This window comes from Shewanella dokdonensis (assembly GCF_018394335.1).
In the GTDB taxonomy this organism is placed as follows: Bacteria; Pseudomonadota; Gammaproteobacteria; order Enterobacterales; family Shewanellaceae; genus Shewanella; species Shewanella dokdonensis.
This window is the reverse complement of the sequence record NZ_CP074572.1, coordinates 3,055,505-3,075,346: the sequence shown is the minus strand read 5'-3', so window position 1 is coordinate 3,075,346 and position 19,842 is coordinate 3,055,505. Positions and strand designations below refer to the sequence as shown.

The 19,842-nt window shown below is 50.7% G+C and carries 16 protein-coding genes, 7 tRNA genes and 3 pseudogenes; 9 read left to right on the top strand and 17 right to left on the bottom strand.

What is annotated here, in order from left to right:
• Positions 1-44 precede the first annotated feature (44 nt).
• From kdsA to hemA, 7 genes and pseudogenes are all read right to left on the bottom strand, one after another.
• Positions 45-893 (bottom strand): 3-deoxy-8-phosphooctulonate synthase, encoded by an 849-nt coding sequence (gene kdsA, locus KHX94_RS14800; RefSeq protein WP_213683463.1) that lies wholly within the window; start codon positions 891-893, stop codon positions 45-47.
• 58 nt (positions 894-951) lie between these two features.
• Positions 952-2,196, bottom strand: coding sequence for a DUF819 family protein (locus KHX94_RS14795; RefSeq protein ID WP_213681217.1), 1,245 nt, complete (start codon positions 2,194-2,196; stop codon positions 952-954).
• Positions 2,193-3,065 (bottom strand): SirB1 family protein, encoded by an 873-nt coding sequence (locus KHX94_RS14790; RefSeq protein ID WP_213681216.1) that lies wholly within the window; start codon positions 3,063-3,065, stop codon positions 2,193-2,195. The genes KHX94_RS14795 and KHX94_RS14790 overlap by 4 nt, the downstream gene beginning before the upstream one ends.
• Positions 3,010-3,458, bottom strand: a pseudogene (locus tag KHX94_RS14785) (SirB2 family protein). The gene KHX94_RS14790 and the pseudogene KHX94_RS14785 overlap by 56 nt, the downstream one beginning before the upstream one ends.
• Positions 3,459-3,591: 133 nt before the next feature.
• Positions 3,592-4,437 carry a peptide chain release factor N(5)-glutamine methyltransferase gene (gene prmC / locus KHX94_RS14780; RefSeq protein WP_213681215.1) on the bottom strand — a complete coding sequence of 282 codons (846 nt, stop codon included), beginning with the start codon at positions 4,435-4,437 and terminating at the stop codon, positions 3,592-3,594.
• An 11-nt stretch (positions 4,438-4,448) separates the two neighbouring features.
• Positions 4,449-5,534 carry a peptide chain release factor 1 gene (gene prfA / locus KHX94_RS14775; RefSeq protein ID WP_213681214.1) on the bottom strand — a complete coding sequence of 362 codons (1,086 nt, stop codon included), beginning with the start codon at positions 5,532-5,534 and terminating at the stop codon, positions 4,449-4,451.
• A gap of 13 nt (positions 5,535-5,547) precedes the next feature.
• Positions 5,548-6,798 carry a glutamyl-tRNA reductase gene (gene hemA, locus KHX94_RS14770; RefSeq protein ID WP_213681213.1) on the bottom strand — a complete coding sequence of 417 codons (1,251 nt, stop codon included), beginning with the start codon at positions 6,796-6,798 and terminating at the stop codon, positions 5,548-5,550.
• Positions 6,799-7,129: 331 nt separating this feature from the next.
• Between hemA and lolB the strand changes: the two genes are divergently transcribed.
• From lolB to KHX94_RS14755, 3 genes are all read left to right on the top strand, one after another.
• Positions 7,130-7,717 carry a lipoprotein insertase outer membrane protein LolB gene (lolB, locus tag KHX94_RS14765; RefSeq protein WP_244859180.1) on the top strand — a complete coding sequence of 196 codons (588 nt, stop codon included), beginning with the start codon at positions 7,130-7,132 and terminating at the stop codon, positions 7,715-7,717.
• Positions 7,714-8,568 carry a 4-(cytidine 5'-diphospho)-2-C-methyl-D-erythritol kinase gene (gene ispE, locus KHX94_RS14760; protein WP_213681212.1) on the top strand — a complete coding sequence of 285 codons (855 nt, stop codon included), beginning with the start codon at positions 7,714-7,716 and terminating at the stop codon, positions 8,566-8,568. Before lolB ends, ispE begins: the two co-directional genes overlap by 4 nt.
• 75 nt (positions 8,569-8,643) lie before the next feature.
• On the top strand, positions 8,644-9,591 hold the full coding sequence (locus tag KHX94_RS14755; protein ID WP_213681211.1) for a ribose-phosphate pyrophosphokinase: 948 nt from the start codon (positions 8,644-8,646) through the stop codon (positions 9,589-9,591).
• Between the two features lie 121 nt (positions 9,592-9,712).
• Here KHX94_RS14755 and KHX94_RS14750 read toward each other — a convergent pair.
• The 10 genes and pseudogenes from KHX94_RS14750 to KHX94_RS14705 all read right to left on the bottom strand — a co-directional run bounded on the left by KHX94_RS14750 (position 9,713) and on the right by KHX94_RS14705 (position 13,598).
• A tRNA-Gln gene (locus tag KHX94_RS14750) sits at positions 9,713-9,787 on the bottom strand.
• A gap of 18 nt (positions 9,788-9,805) precedes the next feature.
• Positions 9,806-9,880: transfer RNA gene (locus KHX94_RS14745), tRNA-Gln, on the bottom strand.
• Positions 9,881-9,940: 60 nt separating this feature from the next.
• Positions 9,941-10,017: transfer RNA gene (locus tag KHX94_RS14740), tRNA-Met, on the bottom strand.
• Between the two features lie 4 nt (positions 10,018-10,021).
• A tRNA-Gln gene (locus KHX94_RS14735) sits at positions 10,022-10,096 on the bottom strand.
• An 18-nt stretch (positions 10,097-10,114) separates the two neighbouring features.
• Positions 10,115-10,189 (bottom strand) — tRNA-Gln (locus KHX94_RS14730).
• Positions 10,190-10,232: 43 nt separating this feature from the next.
• Positions 10,233-10,317 (bottom strand) — tRNA-Leu (locus KHX94_RS14725).
• A 28-nt stretch (positions 10,318-10,345) separates the two neighbouring features.
• Positions 10,346-10,422: transfer RNA gene (locus KHX94_RS14720), tRNA-Met, on the bottom strand.
• A gap of 174 nt (positions 10,423-10,596) precedes the next feature.
• Positions 10,597-11,687, bottom strand: a pseudogene (gene ychF, locus KHX94_RS14715) (redox-regulated ATPase YchF).
• A gap of 85 nt (positions 11,688-11,772) precedes the next feature.
• Positions 11,773-12,360 carry an aminoacyl-tRNA hydrolase gene (gene pth, locus KHX94_RS14710; protein WP_213681210.1) on the bottom strand — a complete coding sequence of 196 codons (588 nt, stop codon included), beginning with the start codon at positions 12,358-12,360 and terminating at the stop codon, positions 11,773-11,775.
• A 95-nt stretch (positions 12,361-12,455) separates the two neighbouring features.
• On the bottom strand, positions 12,456-13,598 hold the full coding sequence (locus KHX94_RS14705; protein WP_213683461.1) for an FAD-dependent monooxygenase: 1,143 nt from the start codon (positions 13,596-13,598) through the stop codon (positions 12,456-12,458).
• A 401-nt stretch (positions 13,599-13,999) separates the two neighbouring features.
• Here KHX94_RS14705 and KHX94_RS14700 point away from each other — a divergent pair, with 401 nt between their 5' ends.
• The 6 genes and pseudogenes from KHX94_RS14700 (at position 14,000) to lnt (ending at position 19,789) form a co-directional block, all read left to right on the top strand.
• Positions 14,000-14,170, top strand: a complete 171-nt coding sequence (locus KHX94_RS14700; RefSeq protein WP_213681209.1) for a hypothetical protein — start codon at positions 14,000-14,002, stop codon at positions 14,168-14,170.
• Between the two features lie 96 nt (positions 14,171-14,266).
• Positions 14,267-15,691 carry a tRNA (N6-isopentenyl adenosine(37)-C2)-methylthiotransferase MiaB gene (miaB, locus tag KHX94_RS14695; protein WP_213681208.1) on the top strand — a complete coding sequence of 475 codons (1,425 nt, stop codon included), beginning with the start codon at positions 14,267-14,269 and terminating at the stop codon, positions 15,689-15,691.
• Between the two features lie 123 nt (positions 15,692-15,814).
• Positions 15,815-16,879, top strand: a complete 1,065-nt coding sequence (locus tag KHX94_RS14690; protein ID WP_213681207.1) for a PhoH family protein — start codon at positions 15,815-15,817, stop codon at positions 16,877-16,879.
• Positions 16,869-17,330 (top strand): rRNA maturation RNase YbeY, encoded by a 462-nt coding sequence (gene ybeY, locus KHX94_RS14685; protein ID WP_213681206.1) that lies wholly within the window; start codon positions 16,869-16,871, stop codon positions 17,328-17,330. The genes KHX94_RS14690 and ybeY overlap by 11 nt, the downstream gene beginning before the upstream one ends.
• Positions 17,331-17,361: 31 nt before the next feature.
• Positions 17,362-18,242: pseudogene (corC, locus tag KHX94_RS14680) on the top strand (CNNM family magnesium/cobalt transport protein CorC).
• The gene (lnt, locus tag KHX94_RS14675) at positions 18,242-19,789 is read left to right on the top strand and encodes an apolipoprotein N-acyltransferase (RefSeq protein WP_213681205.1); all 1,548 of its coding nucleotides are present in this window, start codon (positions 18,242-18,244) and stop codon (positions 19,787-19,789) included. Before corC ends, lnt begins: the two are co-directional and overlap by 1 nt.
• Positions 19,790-19,842: the final 53 nt, after the last annotated feature.

Genomic DNA, 19,842 nt, shown 5'->3' with positions numbered 1-19,842 from the left:
ACTGCCGGGCATTTGAGCATATCACAGGTGGTGGTGACTGGCAGTTATTTACTGGTATCCAATACCGGGAAAGACTTCACTAAATCATCAACTGCTTTCATTTGGCTAAGATAGGCTTGCAACAGATGCAGTGGCAATGCACATGGGCCATCACATTTAGCGTTATCCGGATCTGGGTGCGCTTCAATAAACAAGCCAGCCAGCCCTAATGCCATACCACTACGCGCCAATTCGGTAGCCTGCGCCCGGCGGCCGCCTGCTGAATCGGCCCGTCCGCCTGGCCGTTGTAATGCGTGGGTAGCATCGAAGATAACCGGATAACCCGTTTGCTTCATCTCATCCATCCCCAGCATGTCCACCACCAGGTTATTGTAACCGAAGCAACTACCACGTTCGCACAACATGATTTCATCATTGCCAGCTTCATTAAACTTCTTGATGATGTGGCGCATTTCGTGCGGTGCAAGGAACTGTGGCTTCTTGACGTTGATAATCGCCCCAGTCTTGGCCATGGCGACCACCAGGTCAGTTTGCCGAGCCAGAAATGCTGGCAACTGAATAATATCCACCACTTCCGCCACTGGCGCACACTGATAAGGCTCATGCACATCGGTGATCAATGGCAAGTTAAAGGTATCTTTAATCTCCTGAAAGATCTTCAAGCCCGCTTCCATACCCGGGCCACGATAAGAGTTGATAGAGGAGCGATTTGCCTTGTCAAATGACGCCTTGAATACGTAGGGGATCCCCAGTTTCTGAGTGATTTCGGCATAGGTTTCCGCAATCTGCATGGCCAGATCCCGCGATTCCAGCACGTTCATGCCACCGAATAAGACAAACGGCTTATCGTTAGCTATCTCAATCTTACCGAGCTTGATGTTTTTAATGGTCATCACCGCATCTCTCTCAATGGCTGCCCTTGCAGCACATGAATGTTGATAAATTCTTCTATCAGTTCGCTACCACTTGTAACAGCTGACCACAGAGCCAAGCCATATACGTTCCCACGGCATAACCTAAGACCGCGAGTAATACCCCCACGGGGGCCAGGGCCGGATGAAAGGCCGCAGCGACCACAGGTGCCGAAGCCGCACCGCCCACATTGGCCTGACTGCCCACCGCCATGTAAAACAGTGGCGCTTTGATAAGCTTGGCGACCAGCAACATCAGCGCTGCGTGGACTATCATCCAGATGATGCCCAAGAGGAAATACTCCGGTGTATCCATTATCTTAGTCACATCCATATGCAGGCCAATGGTTGCCACCAACACATACAGAAATGCGGAGCCCACTTTGGAAGCGCCCGCGGCCTCATAATGCCTTAATGGCGTGAATGACAGCGCTAGGCCAATCGTTGTCACTATCACCACCAACCAGAAAAATGACGAGGTCAGGCTGTATTTTTCCGTCCAAGGGTAGTGTTCACTGAAGAAAGGCGCTAACCAGTCGGCGCACATGTGGGCAATGCCCGTTACCCCAAAGCCGATAGCGACTATCAGCATGAGATCCCGCAGGCTGGGGATCCGAGCATTTTCAGCATGGTACTGCTCCACTTTATGGCGCAAGGCATCAATCGCCCGAGTATCCGCCCCGGTCTTGCTATCGATTTGTTTGGCGTTGGAGGCCAAAAACAGTAGTACCGCCATCCAGATATTGGCAACAATGACGTCCACCGTCACCATCACCGAAAAGATATTGCCGCCCACTTCATAAACTTCTTTCATCGCCGCTTGGTTAGCGCCACCACCAATCCAGCTCCCCGCCAGGGTGGTCATGCCGCGCCATACCGCATCCGGGCCATGACCGCCAGTCAAAGACGGGTCTATCAGCGACATCAGCAGCAAGGCGACCGGCCCGCCAATGACAATCCCCAGCGTGCCCGTGAGAAACATCACTAAGGCTTTTGGGCCAAGGCTGAGAATCGCTTTCAGATCCACACTCAAGATCAGCAGCACCAGACACGCTGGTAACAGATAGCGAGAGGCGACGAAATAAAGTTTGGAGCTGTGACCATCGACAATACCAAAGGTATTCAGTAAGGACGGCAAAAAGTAGCAAAGGAGCAGCGCCGGGACAAAACGGTAAAATTTTTGCCAGAACGGATGTTCACTGCTGTTGGTGTAAAAAACAAACCCCAGTATGGCGGCCAAAATTCCCAGCGCGGTTGCGTCGTTGGTAACCAGAGCGGTCGTCATAAGGCAGAGCCTCTCCCTAAATTGTGATTATGTTCCGTGTAGATATCATAGTGTAATCGGCACAGTTGCCTTTGGATATCAGTGAAATACCTGGGTTTCTTCCCCAGTTCCTGTAACTGCATCTTCACCAGTTCAACAATCGGATCGTGCGGGTTGTTATCAATAAAATATTGCAGATCCGCCGTTGCCACTTGGATAGCGCCCAACTGCTGCGCAATAAAGGCGCGTTCACGGTGCAGGTTGAGATCATCGGGATACCAGTCCAAGATCAGGTTACAGCACTCCAACGCCGACTCAAATTTACGCTCAACAATACAACCGGCTTTCAGTTCATGCAGCATCCGGGTCAGTACCTGTTTCGCCGTAGCGGGCTTGAGGTAGTTATCCCGCATCGGAGCCGAGTTGCCCAGTTCGCCACGCACCAGCGCATGCAGTTGCTCGCGGTTAAGACGCTTACCGCTTAATGGGTCAATATAGTGGAGTTCACCGGCTAGCTGACAAGACATGACGGTCGTTCCCGGCAGCAAGATCAGTGCGGTTTTCAGATCCAGTTCTCGCCCGAGCAGCATCAGCGCCGTTGCAAGCGTGGTGCTGTTACCTTGACGGCTTTGCAGACAACGCCCTAGATCCGCTGCATCGCGGGAAAAGTATTCGGTTTTCTCACAGAAGCCTAAATCCTGGTAGAACCATTTCAGCAACGCAGCAAACCGCTGTTCTTCATCAAACAGATAATGGCTCAACACCGCCCCAGAAAGCTCATACCACGCCCACTGTACCTGTTTGAGGTCACTGAACCCCAGATACTGACACATCTCAAATGCGGTTTCCGGTAGGGAAAGCGCTTTGTCGTCTGAAGGAAATCTTTGCATTACCCAAAAATACCGCTTGTTTGATGTAAGCCACTTTGGCCGCAAATACCAGCCAACCTAAGGCACCAAGGAAAGCAAAGATGCGGAATAATTTACCGCGGAGCTTTTCATGGCAGCGGTGGCCAACACGATATATGCCACGACTGCCGCCAGTTTTTCAGTCATCCAGCTATCAACAAATGGATATTGCTTGATCATAAAGCACAGGATTACACCGGACAGTAGCAACAGGGTATCGATCACATGCGGAGCAATCCTTAACAGCTTTTTCTCCATCCATGCAGACTGCCCAAGCTTGAGCACAAAGCGCACACTGAGAAAGGTGACGCTAAGGCCAATCATCAGCAAGTGAAAGTACTTAATTCCCGAGTAAACACTGTAAAAATTATCCATTTGTAAACTGCCGTTACGAAAAGAAGGCGCCAGTTTACCCTATGGATGTCCCGCATCCAAACCGATTGTCTGGTTACGGGTTCCACAATCAAGTAGATGGTGGCTAAGTAGGCAGTTTTCAAGGGGCTACCGCTTAGCCCGGCCAAAAACCTAAGGTACAACGTTCATTGGAACCGAAGTCGCGCACGGTGGCCACTTGCAGATAACCCAGTTCATTGAGTTTTTCACGCAGGTGTCGCCCTTGGGTAAAACCATGCTCTAACAGCAGATAACCGCCCGGCAGTAAAAATTCGCGGGCGTGTTCGGCGATATGGAACAAGGCGGCAAACCCTTGCTGACCCGCGGTCAGCGCACTACGGGGTTCAAACCGCACATCGCCCTGCGCCAGATGTTCGTCGTTTTCTTCAATATAAGGGGGATTTGATACGATCAGCTGAAATTTACGCCCGCTCAGCTCGGCAAACCAGTCACTTTTAAGGATCTCAACCTGAGGCAACGCCAGATTCTCACGGTTAGCCTTCGCCAGCTCAACAGCAGCACCGACATTGTCTACCGCACACACCTGCCACTGAGGACGTTCATGCGCCAAGGCCAGCGCAATCGCGCCCGTACCAGTTCCCAAATCCAGTACTGCCGCGCTGTCAGCCAGTGGTAGATTTAAAGCCGTCTCCACCAAGATTTCGGTATCTGGTCGCGGGATTAAGGTAGACTCATTCACAATAAAGGGTAAAGACCAGAACTCGCGCTCACCCACAATATGCGCCACTGGCACACCTTGCGCCCGGCGCTCCACCATCTGTTGCAGTTGTTTGTACTGCTCGTCGGTTAACTGGCGTTCTGGCCAGGTATAGATAAAGCTGCGGTTTTTACCGAGGCAGTGCAGCAACAAGGCTTCAGCATCCACATGGGCGGATTCTGAACTGGCTAACAATACCGAGGAAGCCCATTGCAGGGCTTCTGCGATTGTGGTTCTGGTCACGACATCAGTCCTTATTCTTCGGAGAGTGCGGCCAACTGATCGGCTTGATATTCCTGAAGTAACGGGTCAATCAGTTGATCCAGATCGCCTTCCATTACTTCATTCAACCGGTACAACGTCAGGTTTATGCGGTGTTCACTGACACGCCCCTGAGGGAAATTATAGGTGCGAATACGTTCAGAACGATCACCGCTACCCACTAATGAACGGCGGGTCGAGGCTTCTTCGCTAGCACGCTTCTCATCTTCTCTCGCTTGCAGACGCGCCGCCAGTACACTCATGGCCCTCGCTTTGTTTTTATGCTGCGAACGTTCATCCTGACATTCCACCACTAACCCGGTCGGCAAGTGAGTAATGCGGATGGCAGAGTCGGTTTTGTTTACGTGCTGACCACCAGCACCGGAGGAGCGGAAAGTATCGATACGCAGATCAGCCGGATTGATTTCCACCGCTTCGGCTTCTGGTACTTCATGCATTACAGCGACCGTGCAGGCCGAAGTATGTACCCGCCCCTGCGACTCGGTTTCTGGTACCCGTTGTACCCGATGACCACCGGATTCAAACTTCAAGCGGCCATACACACCATCACCGCTGACTCGGGCAATCACTTCTTTAAAGCCACCGTGCTCGCCTTCATTAGCGCTGACCACTTCCACCTGCCAACGCTGGGCTTCGGCATAGCGGCTGTACATACGGAACAGATCGCCAGCAAACAACGCGGCTTCATCACCGCCAGTACCGGCGCGCACTTCTAAAAAGGCATTGGTGTCATCGTTGGGATCTTTGGGTAACAGCAGGATCTGCAATTCACCTTCAAGCTGTTCCAAACGGGCTTTGGCAGCTTTTAGTTCATCCTGCGCCATTTCGCGCATATCAGGATCGTCTTCCTGCAGCATATCTTCAGCAGTTTGCAGATCGGCCTGCGCCTGCTGAAAATCACGGAATCCCTTTACCACATCTTCGAGTTGCGAGTACTCGCGGGACAGGGTACGAAACCGCTCCTGATCGCTGATAACATCTGCTTCGCTGAGCAGTGCCTGCACTTCTTCATAACGCTCCTGCAAGCCTTCCAGCTTGCGGATAACGGAATCCTTCATTCAGTTGCTAACCTTAGTCTTTATCTAAACCGAGCGCGGTTCTTAACTGACCAAGTGCATTGAGATCACCGTGACGACTGGCGACAGTTAACGCCTGGGTCGGTGCATGAATAAGCCGGTTAGTGAGGCGGTTAGCCAGCTCGCGCATGACCTCTTCAGCATCCGCGCCCTGCCCCAACCGATTCATTGCTCTCTCTAACAGCTCGTCCTTAATATCCATGCAGTGGGTTCGATATTCTCGAATGCTGTCAACGGACTCTAGCGAGCGCACCCACTCCATAAACTGCAGTGATTGCTCTTCGGCGATAAGTTCCGCTTGCTCGGCGGCCTCACGTCGAGAGGCCATATTCTGTTCCACTATGCTTTGCAGATCGTCAACCGTGTACAGATAAGCCGCATCAAGATCGGCGACTTCTGCTTCAATATCACGGGGAACCGCAATATCAACCAGTAACATAGGTTGATGGCGGCGCTGCTTCAGCGCTTTTTCCACCAAGCCTTTCCCCAGTATAGGTAACGGGCTGGCGGTAGAGGATATCACGATATCGGCTTTAGGGAGAAAATCTGGGATCTGTTCTAAGGTGATAGCTTGGGCACCAAACTCTTCACACATGGCTTCGGCACGTGACAAGGTACGGTTTGCCACCACCATACTGGCAACCCCATTTTCTTTGAGATGGCGCGCCACCAGCTCGATGGTTTCACCGGCACCAATAAGCAAGGCTTTAGTGGTCGCCAATGACGAGAAAATATGTTTTGCCATGCTGACCGCAGCAAATGCGACAGACACAGCTGCAGTGCCGATTTCGGTTTCAGTGCGAACTTTCTTGGCGACCGAGAAGGTGTTCTGGAATAGGCGATCCATGGTCATGGCCACGGTACCAGACTCTTTAGCTTTGACAAAAGCCTGTTTCACCTGTCCGAGGATCTGGGGTTCACCCAACACCAGTGAATCTAGGCCAGAAGCAACCCGCATCAGGTGCTGAACTGCTTTCTGCCCTTCAAATTCGTAAAGACACGGTGCCACTTCGTCGTGGCTCAGAGCATGATACTGCTCCAACCAAGAAACCACCCGCGCCACATCCTGAGTGTTGCAGTAAAGCTCAGTACGGTTGCATGTGGACACTATCACCGCTTCACTCGAAGCCGTCTCTTGGGCGAGGCTTCTCATGGCTTCATGGATCTTGTCCGGGGCAAAGGCTACTTTTTCACGCAGGTCGACAGTGGCAGTTTTGTGGTTAATACCAATTGCTACAAGGCTCATCTGACTCGTTCTGGACTCTTGGCGTCTTGTTAAGATGCGGCCATTCTACTGAATTGCCCCAGCTAAAAACAGAATACGCTTAACAAAACCGAATAAAGGTTTATTAGTGAATAAAGGGTTAGTTTTATCAGACAATTACCACCGATAGCCCGGCAAACCGCGCTATAACAGCGATTGCTGATGAAAAGGCCATCACACACAGGTTGTGTCTGACCGCTAAGCCCCCGTATCATAGGCCATCATTTATGGTCGATGAGTGGCGAATATTTTGACCCACATCACAAATTGCACATCCTACCGCCTAACAGTACCGCTATTACTCTGGATTATCGTGAGCGTATTCATCAGCGGTTGCAGTAGTCTGGCCGATAACAACTGGGTCGCCACCCAAGTCAGTACCCCTGCTGCGGCCAGTGCCTGGGAACTGCAAGGGAAGCTGGCGGTAAAATCTCCCCAAGAAAGTTTCAGTACCAATTTATACTGGTTACATACGCCCGTTAACGACGAGCTAAAACTGACCACTATGCTTGGAACCAGTGTGCTAACACTCAGCAACCGTGAGGGTTATGCCAAACTGGAAGTCGATGGTCATAGCTACGAAGGTGATGATCCACAAACCTTGCTGAACCAACTCAGCAATTGGCAATTTCCGCTAACCCAACTGCCCCAATGGATCTTGGGAATCATCAGTGATGATTACCACGTCAGCCGCGATATTAAAGGCCGCCCGCTGCAACTCACCGATACCAGTGTTATGCCGCCCTGGCGTATTCAATATCAGGGCTGGCAGCCGCAAAGTGGCACCATGGTGCCTCGACTATTACGCCTTGACCGCGGCAATCTACAGTTAAAAATCCAACTGAATCAATGGCAGGCACTCACCAATGTGCAAGTGCCCATGGACAATCAGCGTTTATGACTCAAACACTTTCTTTAGGCTGGCCAGCACCCGCCAAACTCAACCTGTTTTTGCACATCAATGGCCGCAGAGATGATGGCTATCACGAATTACAAACGTTATTTCAATTTTTAGAATATGGCGATCTACTGGATTTTAAGATCACCACCGATGGCAAAATCGCTCTGCACTCCAACCTTAACAGCAGTATTGCAGATGCCGATAATCTGATAGTGAAAGCCGCCAGATTATTGCAGCAACACACAGCAACCAACCTAGGTGCAGAAATCTGGCTAGATAAAAAATTGCCGATGGGCGGTGGTGTTGGCGGCGGCTCCTCGGATGCGGCCACCACCATAGTGGCACTCAATGCGCTGTGGCAAACCGGGCTCGACCAGCAGCAATTAGCGGCATTGGGACTCAAGCTTGGGGCTGATGTGCCAATCTTTATTTACGGCAATAGCGCATTTGCCGAAGGGGTGGGTGAAAAACTTCAGGCCGTTGATATTCCGGAACACTGGTATCTGGTATTGGCACCAGATGCCCATGTTTCTACAGCAGAAATCTTCCAGCATCCTGATTTACCAAGAGATACACCGAAGGTTTCGCTGACAGAACTATTGTCCGCAAACTGGAAAAATGACTGTCAAGCACTGGTGTGCCACGCCTTTCCTCAAGTTGCCAAGGCGTTAGCGTGGCTGCTAGAATATGCCCCGTCAAGAATGACCGGAACAGGTGCTTGTGTGTTCGGGGAGTTCGAAACGCAGCAACAAGCGCTGGAATGTCTGGCAAAAATGCCAACATCATTCCGCGGATTTGTGGCAAAAGGAACAAATATTTCGCCGTTACAGCACCGCCTGATGCAGTGCTGAACAGTTTCTTCAGGGGCACAGCTTGTCACTTGTCCCTCCAGATCACAATAATGCAAACGCCTGAGGTTCATTAAAGTGCCCGACATAAAGCTCTTTGCTGGGAACGCTACCCCCAGTCTCGCTAAAAAGATAGCAGACCGTCTGTTTTGTAAATTAGGAGACGCCACGGTAGGCCGTTTCAGCGATGGAGAAATCAGTGTCCAGATCAACGAAAACGTTCGTGGTGCTGATGTCTTTATCATTCAATCCACCTGTGCCCCAACTAACGACAACCTGATGGAACTGGTTGTGATGGTGGATGCGTTGCGCCGTGCTTCTGCCGGTCGTATCACCGCAGTGGTTCCTTATTTCGGTTACGCCCGTCAGGACCGCCGAGTTCGCAGTGCCCGTGTGCCGATTACCGCCAAAGTCGTGGCTGACTTTTTGTCAAGCGTTGGTGTTGACCGCGTGTTGACCTGTGACCTTCACGCTGAACAGATCCAGGGCTTCTTCGATGTCCCAGTGGATAACGTGTTTGGTAGCCCAGTATTGTTAGAAGATATGCTCGACAAGAACCTGGAAACACCCGTGGTGGTATCACCAGACATTGGTGGTGTTGTGCGTGCCCGCGCGATTGCCAAACTGTTGGATGATACCGATCTGGCCATCATCGACAAACGCCGCCCACAGGCAAACGTTGCCCAGGTAATGCATATTATTGGTGATGTTCAAGGCCGTGATTGCATCATCGTTGACGACATGATCGATACTGGCGGCACCTTGTGTAAAGCGGCTGAAGCGCTGAAAGAACATGGCGCTAACCGGGTATTTGCTTATGCCACTCACCCAGTATTCTCCGGTTCTGCACTGCAAAACATCACCAGTTCCGTGATTGATGAAATCATCGTGACCGACACCATCCCACTACGGCCGGAAATTGCCGCAAGTGGCAAGGTAAAACAACTGACCATGTCCGGTATCCTCGCCGAAGCGATCCGCCGCGTCAGCAACGAAGAATCTATCTCCGCAATGTTCCACCAATAATTGCCTTGAGATAACAAAAAACGCACCTTGACTAAGGTGCGTTTTTTTATGGGCGAAATTAATTAACAATACTGCCGTTCAGAAAGCAAAAAGCCCGTCTTTATAGACGGGCTCATTGAACTGGCTGGGGTACCAGGATTCGAACCTGGGTGTGCCGGAATCAGAATCCGGTGCCTTACCGCTTGGCGATACCCCAAAAATCGGGTCATAAATATGGCTGGGGTACCAGGATTCGAACCTGGGGATGCCGAGATCAAAACCCGGTGCCTTACCGCTTGGCGATACCCCAAAAATCAGCGTAACACGTTTAAGTACCTAAACTTCACTGTAGGCACAATACAGTACAACATGGTGGCTATGGCGGGACTTGAACCTGCGACCCCAGCATTATGAGTGCTGTGCTCTAACCAGCTGAGCTACATAGCCATATTGGCTGGGGTACCAGGATTCGAACCTGGGTGTGCCGGAATCAGAATCCGGTGCCTTACCGCTTGGCGATACCCCAAGGTAATACAAAGAAAAATGGCTGGGGTACCAGGATTCGAACCTGGGAATGCCGAGATCAAAACCCGGTGCCTTACCGCTTGGCGATACCCCAACTGCAAGTTATCTCAATGGTTGCTTTCCATTAACTGGAAAGATGGTACGGGAGGAGAGACTTGAACTCTCACACCTTACGGCACCAGAACCTAAATCTGGCGTGTCTACCAATTTCACCACTCCCGCATTTTTCTCTTTTGACATCCGAGAAGGATGGTGGCTATGGCGGGACTTGAACCTGCGACCCCAGCATTATGAGTGCTGTGCTCTAACCAGCTGAGCTACATAGCCACGATAACTTTATGCCCCTCCACCGAGAGGACGGGGCGTATTATGCTTATTCAGCTATTACAGGTCAACAGCTTTTTCGGGCTGAAGCCCGGCACTACCGCCGTTCGCTTAGAATCTCACCAAACTGCACAGCAGATACGCAAATATCGGCAGTTTGGCGAATTTTTATGCATCTTAAACGTTGAACAGGAAATGCATCACATCACCATCTTGAACGATGTAGGTCTTACCTTCAACCCGCAATTTACCCGCTTCTTTCGCACCATTTTCGCCTTTAAACTGCACAAAGTCGTTGTAAGAAACCACCTGCGCACGAATGAAGCCACGTTCAAAATCGGTATGAATTTTCCCGGCGGCCTGAGGAGCTGATGCCCCCACGGGAATGGTCCAGGCCCGCACCTCTTTCACCCCAGCGGTGAAATAGGTTTGCAAATCCAGCAGCTCATAACCGGCGCGGATCACCCGATCAAGACCGGGTTCTTCTAGCCCCATATCGGTCATGAATTCCTGACGGTCTTCGTCATCCATTTCTGCCAATTCAGATTCGATAGCCGCACAGACAGGCACCACAACGGCTTTTTCCTTGGCGGCGATGGCGCGCACCACATCCAGATGCGGATTGTTTTCAAAACCATCTTCTGCCACGTTGGCGATGTACATGGTGGGTTTTAATGTCAGGAAATTTAGGTAAGCCACGGCTTCGAGCTCTTCTTTTGAGAGATCGAGAGTACGCAACATGTGGCCTTCATCCAATACTGGTTTGAGCTTTTCCAGCACTTCTACTTCAAACTTGGCTTCTTTATCGCCGCCTTTCGCGCGTTTTTGCTGCCGCAGTATGGCGCGTTCGCAACTGTCGAGATCCGCCAGTGCCAGTTCCGTATTGATCACCTCAATATCATGCGCAGGGTTCACCTTATTGGCAACGTGCACTATGTTGTCATTTTCAAAACAGCGCACCACATGACCAATGGCATCCGTTTCACGAATGTTAGCCAAGAATTTATTGCCAAGCCCTTCGCCTTTAGAGGCACCAGCGACCAGACCGGCAATATCCACAAACTCCATGGTAGTTGGCAGGACACGCTCTGGATGTACTATGTCAGCAAGCACTTGCAAGCGGGCGTCCGGTACCGGTACAACCCCAGTGTTTGGTTCAATGGTACAAAAGGGAAATTCGCCGCTTCGATACCGGCTTTGGTTAACGCATTAAACAGAGTCGACTTACCGACATTGGGCAAACCAACGATGCCGCATTTAAAACCCATGATAGTTACCTTATCTCACTGTAATTTCCGACATTGTTGCGCCGGACAGCCACTGGTGTGCCAGCGGCCTTATGTCATTGATCCGTTATTCGGCCTTGAATGCATGTAAGCGATTCATGGCTTTGGTTATATCTTCTGTGTACACAATATCGGTGGCACGTAAGGCTTCGTCAATGGCGGCATCAATGCGTTGTTGCTCTGCCTGAGGCGGCTTACCAAGTACGTAGCCACTGACCTTATTCTTGTCGCCTGGATGGCCGATGCCGATACGCAAGCGATAGAAATTTTTGTCGTTCCCGAGGCTGGCAATAATATCTTTCAGACCATTATGGCCGCCATGACCACCACCGAGTTTGAACTTAGCCACGCCGGGTGGCATATCTAATTCATCATGCGCGACTAAAATCTCGTCAGGCGCAATCCGGAAAAAACTGGCGAGAGCGCCCACCGCCTTACCACTGAGGTTCATATAAGTAGTGGGCACTAACAGCCGTACATCCCGGCCTTTGATGGTAATGCGGGCGGTAAGCCCAAAATATTTACTCTCTGGCACTAAGCTAGCGCCATAATTATGCGCCAGTTGTGCCACAAACCAAGCGCCGGCATTATGCCGGGTCTGGGCATACTCTGCACCAGGATTACCAAGCCCGACAATCAGTTTTATGGTGGTCATTTTTCCTGTTGTTCTCATTTAGCTATCGCGGAAAATAACAATGCCGCGACTCAAGCGCGGCATTTTAGCACTGCAATTACGCTGGCAACAAATTATCAGGACAAACCAAGGGCGTATCTGAGTACCTGCTGTTTCACTGGGGTATTGATATCGGCCAGTTTCAAGCCGAGATTACGCACCAGTTTTAGCGGTAGAATGTCATTGCTAAAACCGGCATAAAACAGATCCATACCCGTCATCATCAATTGGTTATCATACCAGCGCCGCCGCTGATAGCGCGCTAACACCACGCTGTCCCACCACGGGCAATTGCTGTCACTCAATGCCGAAGATACTTCCTCTAACAGCGTATCTACGTCTTTAAATCCGAGGTTAACCCCTTGTCCTGCCAGTGGATTAATGGTGTGAGCGGCATCGCCGAGCAGCACCAGATTGTCACGATAATACTGTTTGGCATGGCGTCTGGTTAATGGAAAGCTACCGCGATCCAGTACCTCAAAATCACGATTGAGCCGTTCGGGGAAATGGTTATCAATCGCCTGTTTCAACTGCTTGGGTGATAACTGCATCAATCCTTTAATGGTCTGAGCGTCATCATACCAAACCAGCGACGCGTGATGTCCCGGCAGTGGCAGTAATGAGCGCGGCCCATTGGGAGTAAATTGTTGCCAGGTGATATCTTGTTCTGCCTCGGCAGTTGCAATATTGATGAGCATGCAGGACTGGCTGTAATCCCAGCCAGCGACCCCAATCCCAGCCCACTGCCGCACCAGTGAATTAGCACCATCGGCGCCCACCAGCAGATGACTATCCAGCACCCGCCCATCATCCAGGCTGACTTCAATACCACTGCAACTGCGCACCATGCGGGTTACCCGCGCCGGACAACAAACAGTAAGATTGTCGTATTGCGCAAACTGTTGCCATAACGCCAGTTGCACCAAGCGGTTTTCGACAATATGACCAAGATGCGACAGTTTCAGTTGCTCGGCATGAAAACGGGTGATGCAACCTTCCATCTCCCAGGTTTCCAGGCCACGATAGGCCACCTGTCGCATCTGCAACAAACCTTCAAGTGCCCCCAGCCGCGCCAGCAGATTTTCTGATGCCAGCGACACTGCCGATACCCGCACATCCAGAGCTTGTTCTGGGTCATAAGCTTCCGGGGCAGATGCTTCCACCACGGCGACGTTCAATCCAAGTTGTGCCAGTCCCACAGCTGCGGCGGCACCCACCATGCCGCCACCGATAATGACAATATCCTGCTGCTGATGTTGTTTTGTCACTGTTGCATTCCTGCTGTTGTAATTTTGTTTGCTGCGACCACCGACTCGAATAGCGTCGACCGTTCCCCGAAAACGAAATAATTCACAATTTAATTCCAACCTAATGATGGCAATCAAGCGTCTTATTTTAGTAACGCCTGAGCAGTGCGGTACAGGTTCATCCCATGAATAACCCAGGAGAAAACTATGGCAATCGCATCCTTTGGCCGCTTTGCCGCAAGCGCCCTGATAGCTGTCGGCGCATGGTTACCACTGCCTAGCACAGCCGCAACAGCGCCGCAAAAATGGAAGTCATCACTGTAACCTACATAGGTTCGGTTAATTATGCCTTATATCAACAATTCGCGGAAACCATGAGTGAATTGCATTTTGCCTTAGTGGCAGATATTCATGACACCGCCAAAAACCATAACCAGCAGATGGCACAGCAATTTATGACCAACCATGCCACCTTGCTGGCAAAACGTGAAGCCACAATAGAAACAACAGCTTATGCCAACAACCAACGCTGGCGCGCCAGGTAATGCAGTTTTGCACCAGCAAACGTTGGCAAGCAGCGGTAACTGTAGGTAAAATAGCGCGCTATTTTCCTAGAGGTACGAGAGAGCGGCACAAAACTGATGAGTAAGAAACTCCATATCAAAACCTGGGGCTGTCAGATGAATGAGTATGACTCAGCCAAGATGGCCGATCTGTTGAACGAATTTCAGGGCTATACCCTGACAGAAGCAGCAGAAGATGCCGATGTGCTGCTGCTCAATACCTGTTCAATTCGTGAAAAAGCACAGGAGAAGGTGTTCCATCAGTTAGGTCGTTGGAAAGGTCTCAAGGATAAAAATCCCGATTTGATCATCGGCGTGGGTGGCTGTGTGGCGTCGCAAGAAGGCAAAGCCATCAAAGAACGAGCACCATGTGTTGATATTGTTTTTGGCCCGCAAACCTTGCATCGCTTGCCAGAGATGATCAATGAAGTGCATGGTGGCAGTCATGCGGTTATTGATGTTAGCTTCCCGGAAATCGAAAAATTTGACCGACTGCCCGAACCCCGTGCCGAAGGCCCCACCGCGTTCGTGTCTATCATGGAAGGTTGCAGCAAGTATTGTTCTTTCTGTGTTGTGCCTTATACCCGCGGTGAAGAAGTCAGTCGCCCAATGGATGATGTCATTCTGGAAGTGGCACAACTGGCACAGCAAGGGGTACGCGAAGTCAATTTGCTGGGGCAAAACGTTAATGCCTATCGCGGTGCCAAATTTGATGGCGACATCTGCTCCTTTGCCGAACTGTTGCGCTATGTTGCCGCCATTGATGGCATAGATCGCCTCCGCTTTACCACCAGCCACCCGATTGAATTCACACAAGATATTATTGATGTCTATGCCGATACACCGGAACTGGTGAGTTTCCTGCATCTGCCAGTACAGTCAGGCTCAGACCGCATTCTGACGCAAATGAAACGCGGGCATATGGCGCTTGAGTACAAGTCGATTATTCGCCGCCTGCGTAAAGCTCGGCCAGAGATCCAGATCAGCTCCGACTTTATTGTTGGTTTCCCCGGTGAAACCGCCGCAGATTTTGAAGACACCATGAAGCTGATTGAAGAAGTGAATTTCGACCATAGCTTCAGCTTTATTTACAGCGCCCGTCCCGGCACACCAGCGGCTGACTTGCCAGACGATGTGGATCTGGAAGAGAAGAAGCAACGTCTCGCCAGATTGCAAGACACCATCACCCATCAGGCGATGCGCTACAGCCGGCAGATGTTAGGCACAGTGCAGCGCATTTTGGTCGAAGGCCCATCGGTGAAAAATCCGCTGGAACTGCGTGGCCGCACGGAAAACAACCGCGTGGTTAACTTTGAAGGTCAACCACAACACATAGGTACCTTTGTCGATGTGGAGATCACCGATGTTTATCCTAACTCGCTGCGTGGCAAGTTCATTCGTGGTGAAGATCAGATGGATCTGCGGCGCAATCTGCGACCAGTGGATATTCTGGCTAAACACCAGAGTGCCGATGAACTTGGGGTAAAACGCTACCAACCATAGTGATGATAAAAAGGCGGCCACGGTCGCCTTTTAGCTTGCTGACCTATGACATTTTTCTCATGGCATTTCGCCAATGAGGCTCGTAAACTGAGCAATGTAGCGCAATTAGTATCGGAGTTTTATTTGTCCCATAAATTAACCGCCATGGATCTGTATCTGGAGCCAGCGGACAGTCGCCGACTGGCGTCCCTGTGTGGCCCATTTGATGACAACATCAAACAGCTCGAACGCCGTATTGGTGTCGAGATCAGTTACCGCAACAACCATTTCAAGATTGTCGGCCAACCACAAGGCTGTCTGACCGCCAGTAATCTGTTGCGTACTCTGTATGTGGAAACCGCCCCGCTCAAAGGCAGCACGCCAGATTTAGAACCAGAAAAAGTGCATATTGCCATTCAGGAAGCTATTTCGATAGAAGCCGACCATGACAGTGAGCAGCCACAAGAGCACTTTATCAAAACCCGCAAGGGCGTGATTAAACCGCGCAATCCGAACCAGAGTCAGTATGTGGTTAACATCGTCCGTCACGATATTGCATTTGGTATCGGCCCGGCGGGCACAGGCAAAACCTATCTGGCGGTGGCCGCAGCAGTAGATGCACTGGAACGCCAAGAAGTACGACGTATTCTGTTGACCCGCCCGGCAGTAGAAGCGGGCGAGAAACTCGGGTTTCTGCCCGGCGATCTGAGCCAGAAAGTCGACCCTTACTTGCGGCCTTTATATGATGCGTTATTTGAGATGTTAGGCTTTGAAAAAGTCGAACGTCTGATAGAACGCAGCGTGATTGAAATCGCCCCGCTGGCCTACATGCGTGGTCGTACCTTGAATGACGCCTTTATCATCCTTGATGAAAGCCAAAACACCACAGTAGAGCAGATGAAGATGTTCCTGACCCGTATCGGCTTTAATTCCAAGGCGGTCATTACCGGTGATATCACCCAAATTGACCTGCCGCGCCATGTGAAATCAGGCTTGCGCCACGCCATTGAAGTGCTTGGCGATGTGGATGAAATCAGCTTTAACTTCTTCCAGTCAAAAGATGTGGTGCGCCACCCGGTCGTGGCAAGAATCGTAGAAGCTTACGAGTCTTTTGAACAACGGCAACAAGCCGCCAGCGGCCGTCACGATAACCAGTACAAACTGGCCGAACCTTCTGATATTACGGAACCTTCCGAACATGAGTCTTGAGTTGACACTGGATTTACAGATTGCCTCTGAATCCACCCAATTACCGGCTGAAGCCGACTTTTTACGCTGGGCTACAACCGCCCTTGATGGCCGTCTGGATGAAGCCGAAATGACGATTCGGCTCGTAGATGAAGCCGAAAGTCACCAGCTGAATATGGATTATCGTGGCAAAGACAAGCCCACTAATGTGCTGTCTTTTCCCTTTGAAGCACCACCCGGCATTGAACTGCCACTGATCGGGGATCTTGTTATTTGTGCCCCGGTCGTTGAGAATGAAGCGCAGGAACAACATAAACCATTAGAAGCTCACTGGGCGCATATGGTTGTGCATGGGTGCCTGCATCTGCTAGGTTATGATCATATCGACGACGCCGAAGCTGAAGAAATGGAAGCCATTGAGACAGAACTCATTGAAAGCTTAGGTTTTTCTGACCCTTACAAGGAGCAATAAAAGTTCGTCTTCCACGAACTGTGACAGCACTATGAGTGATGATATCCCCCGAGTACAAGCGCCCACAAGAAGGGCTGGTTTGATCGTGTCAGCCAGTTGTTCATGGGCGAACCCCAGAATCGCGACGAATTAGTTGAGGTGATCCAGGACGCAGAGCAACGTGACCTTATCACCGAGGATACCCGCGAAATGATCAAGGGTGTGCTAGAAGTATCAGATCTGCGAGTCCGCGATATTATGATCCCACGGGCGCAGATTGTTGCCATTCAGTATAACGATTCTGTCGAAGATGTACTCAACACCGTTATCTCGTCAGCCCACTCCCGCTTCCCTGTGGTTAATGAAGACAAAGACCATATCGAAGGCATCTTGTTAGCTAAAGACCTAATTAAATACGGTTTTGATAACAGCGATGAACCGTTTTCGTTAGAAAAGGTCATCCGTCCTGCGGTAGTGGTGCCCGAAAGTAAACGTGTCGATGTGCTGCTCAAAGAGTTCCGTAGCCAGCGTTACCACATGGCGATTGTGGTTGACGAATACGGCGGCGTCTCTGGGCTTGTGACCATTGAAGATATTCTGGAAGAGATTGTCGGCGACATTGAAGACGAGTTTGACCATGATGCGGCCGAAGAACCGGATATTCGGAAAGTCGGCAGCAAGGTCTACATGGTCAAAGCACTGACGCATATTGAAGACTTCAACGAAAACTTCAACACCCACTTCAGTGATGAAGAGTTTGACACTGTTGGTGGCTTGGTCAGCCATGCGTTCGGCCATCTGCCGGAACGCAATGAGAAAGTCACCATCGAAGGGATTGAATTTAAGGTGATTAACGCAGATACTCGGCGCTTGCTGCAGTTACGCGTAAAACTGCCCGACGACAGTAACAACACTGAAGAAAACAACCCATAGTGATCTTATCTGCCAGCCGTATTCGGCAATCTCCTTGGCTTAATGCCGTACTTGCCTTTGTTGCTGGTGCGGCCACCAGCCTTTCCTTTGCGCCTTATGATCTGTGGCCTATTTATCCACTAGCATTGGCGTTAGTCCTGTGGTTAAGCTGCCGTGAGCAGCCCAAACGTGCTTTTTATCTGTGGCTCAGTTTTGGCTTTGGCAGCTTTGCCTTTGGCATCAGTTGGGTACATGTCAGCATCTATCAATATGGTGGCATGCCACTACCAGTATCTATGTTGTTGATGGCACTGCTGGCGTTGTACCTCGCGTTGTATCCAGCGCTGGCAGGAGCACTATGGGCTAAGTTAGCTTCCCGCTGGGCGTGGCACTGGAATGCGCTGGCATTGTTTCCGGCGCTGTGGGTACTCACCGAGTGGCTGCGTGGCTGGATGCTCACCGGGTTTCCTTGGTTGTGGGCGGGGTATAGTCAGAGTAGTGGCCCACTGCAACCGCTGGCAGCGTATATTGGCACCTTGGGCATCAGCCTGCTGTTGGCGATGTTCGCAGGCAGCTTGGTGTTGCTCTTGCGTAGACGTTGGATAAGTCTGCCAATACTCATGGCTCTGATGGCCTTAGCCGTGTGGCAAGCACCACGTCATAACGGCATTGAACGCACAGGCCAAACGGTCAGTGTTGCGCTGGTACAAGGCAATATTCCGCAAAGCATGAAGTGGGATCCCAATGCGCTGTGGCCTACGTTGCTGAAATATATGGATTTGTCGCGGCCACATTTTGATAAAGATATTATCATCTGGCCAGAAGCGGCAATCCCAGCGCCTGAATCTATGGTCGAACCATTTCTGGACAATGCCAATAAAGTTGCCAATCTTAACGACACCGCCATTATCTCCGGGATCGTGAGCCTTGACCAATCGGATTTCTATAACTCCTTGATAGTGCTCGGCAATGCCCATCAACATCAACAAACTGCTGGTGATTATCAAGTCAATGGCAGCAATCAGTACCGCAAACACCACCTGTTGCCTATCGGCGAATTTGTGCCGTTTGAGTCCCTGTTGCGGCCGCTAGCCCCTTTATTCAATCTGCCCATGTCCTCCTTCAGTCGCGGTGCCTATGTGCAGCCCAATTTACAAGCTGGAGGGTTCCGTTTAGCACCAGCTATCTGTTACGAAATCGCCTTTCCCGAACAACTGCGAGATAACGTAACCGCTGACACCCAACTGCTGCTGACGGTCTCCAATGATGCCTGGTTTGGTGCCTCTAACGGGCCATTGCAACATCTGGAAATTGCGCAAATGCGTGCAGCAGAACTGGGGCGTCCGTTACTGCGGGATACGAACAATGGCGTGACGGCAATTGTCGATGAACATGGCAATATCAGCGCTAAGCTGCCGCAGTTTCAAGACGGCGTGTTAACCGCTAACGTAGCCTTAGTCAGTGGGATTACCCCTTTCGCTAAATGGGGGCAATGGCCAGTATTAATATTCAGTCTGCTGCTGTTACTGTTCAGCCTTTTATTGATTGTTAACAGAAAACACAAATAAATTCATATAATTAATAAAATAGCGATCATTAATTAAATCTGAATTTCATAAGT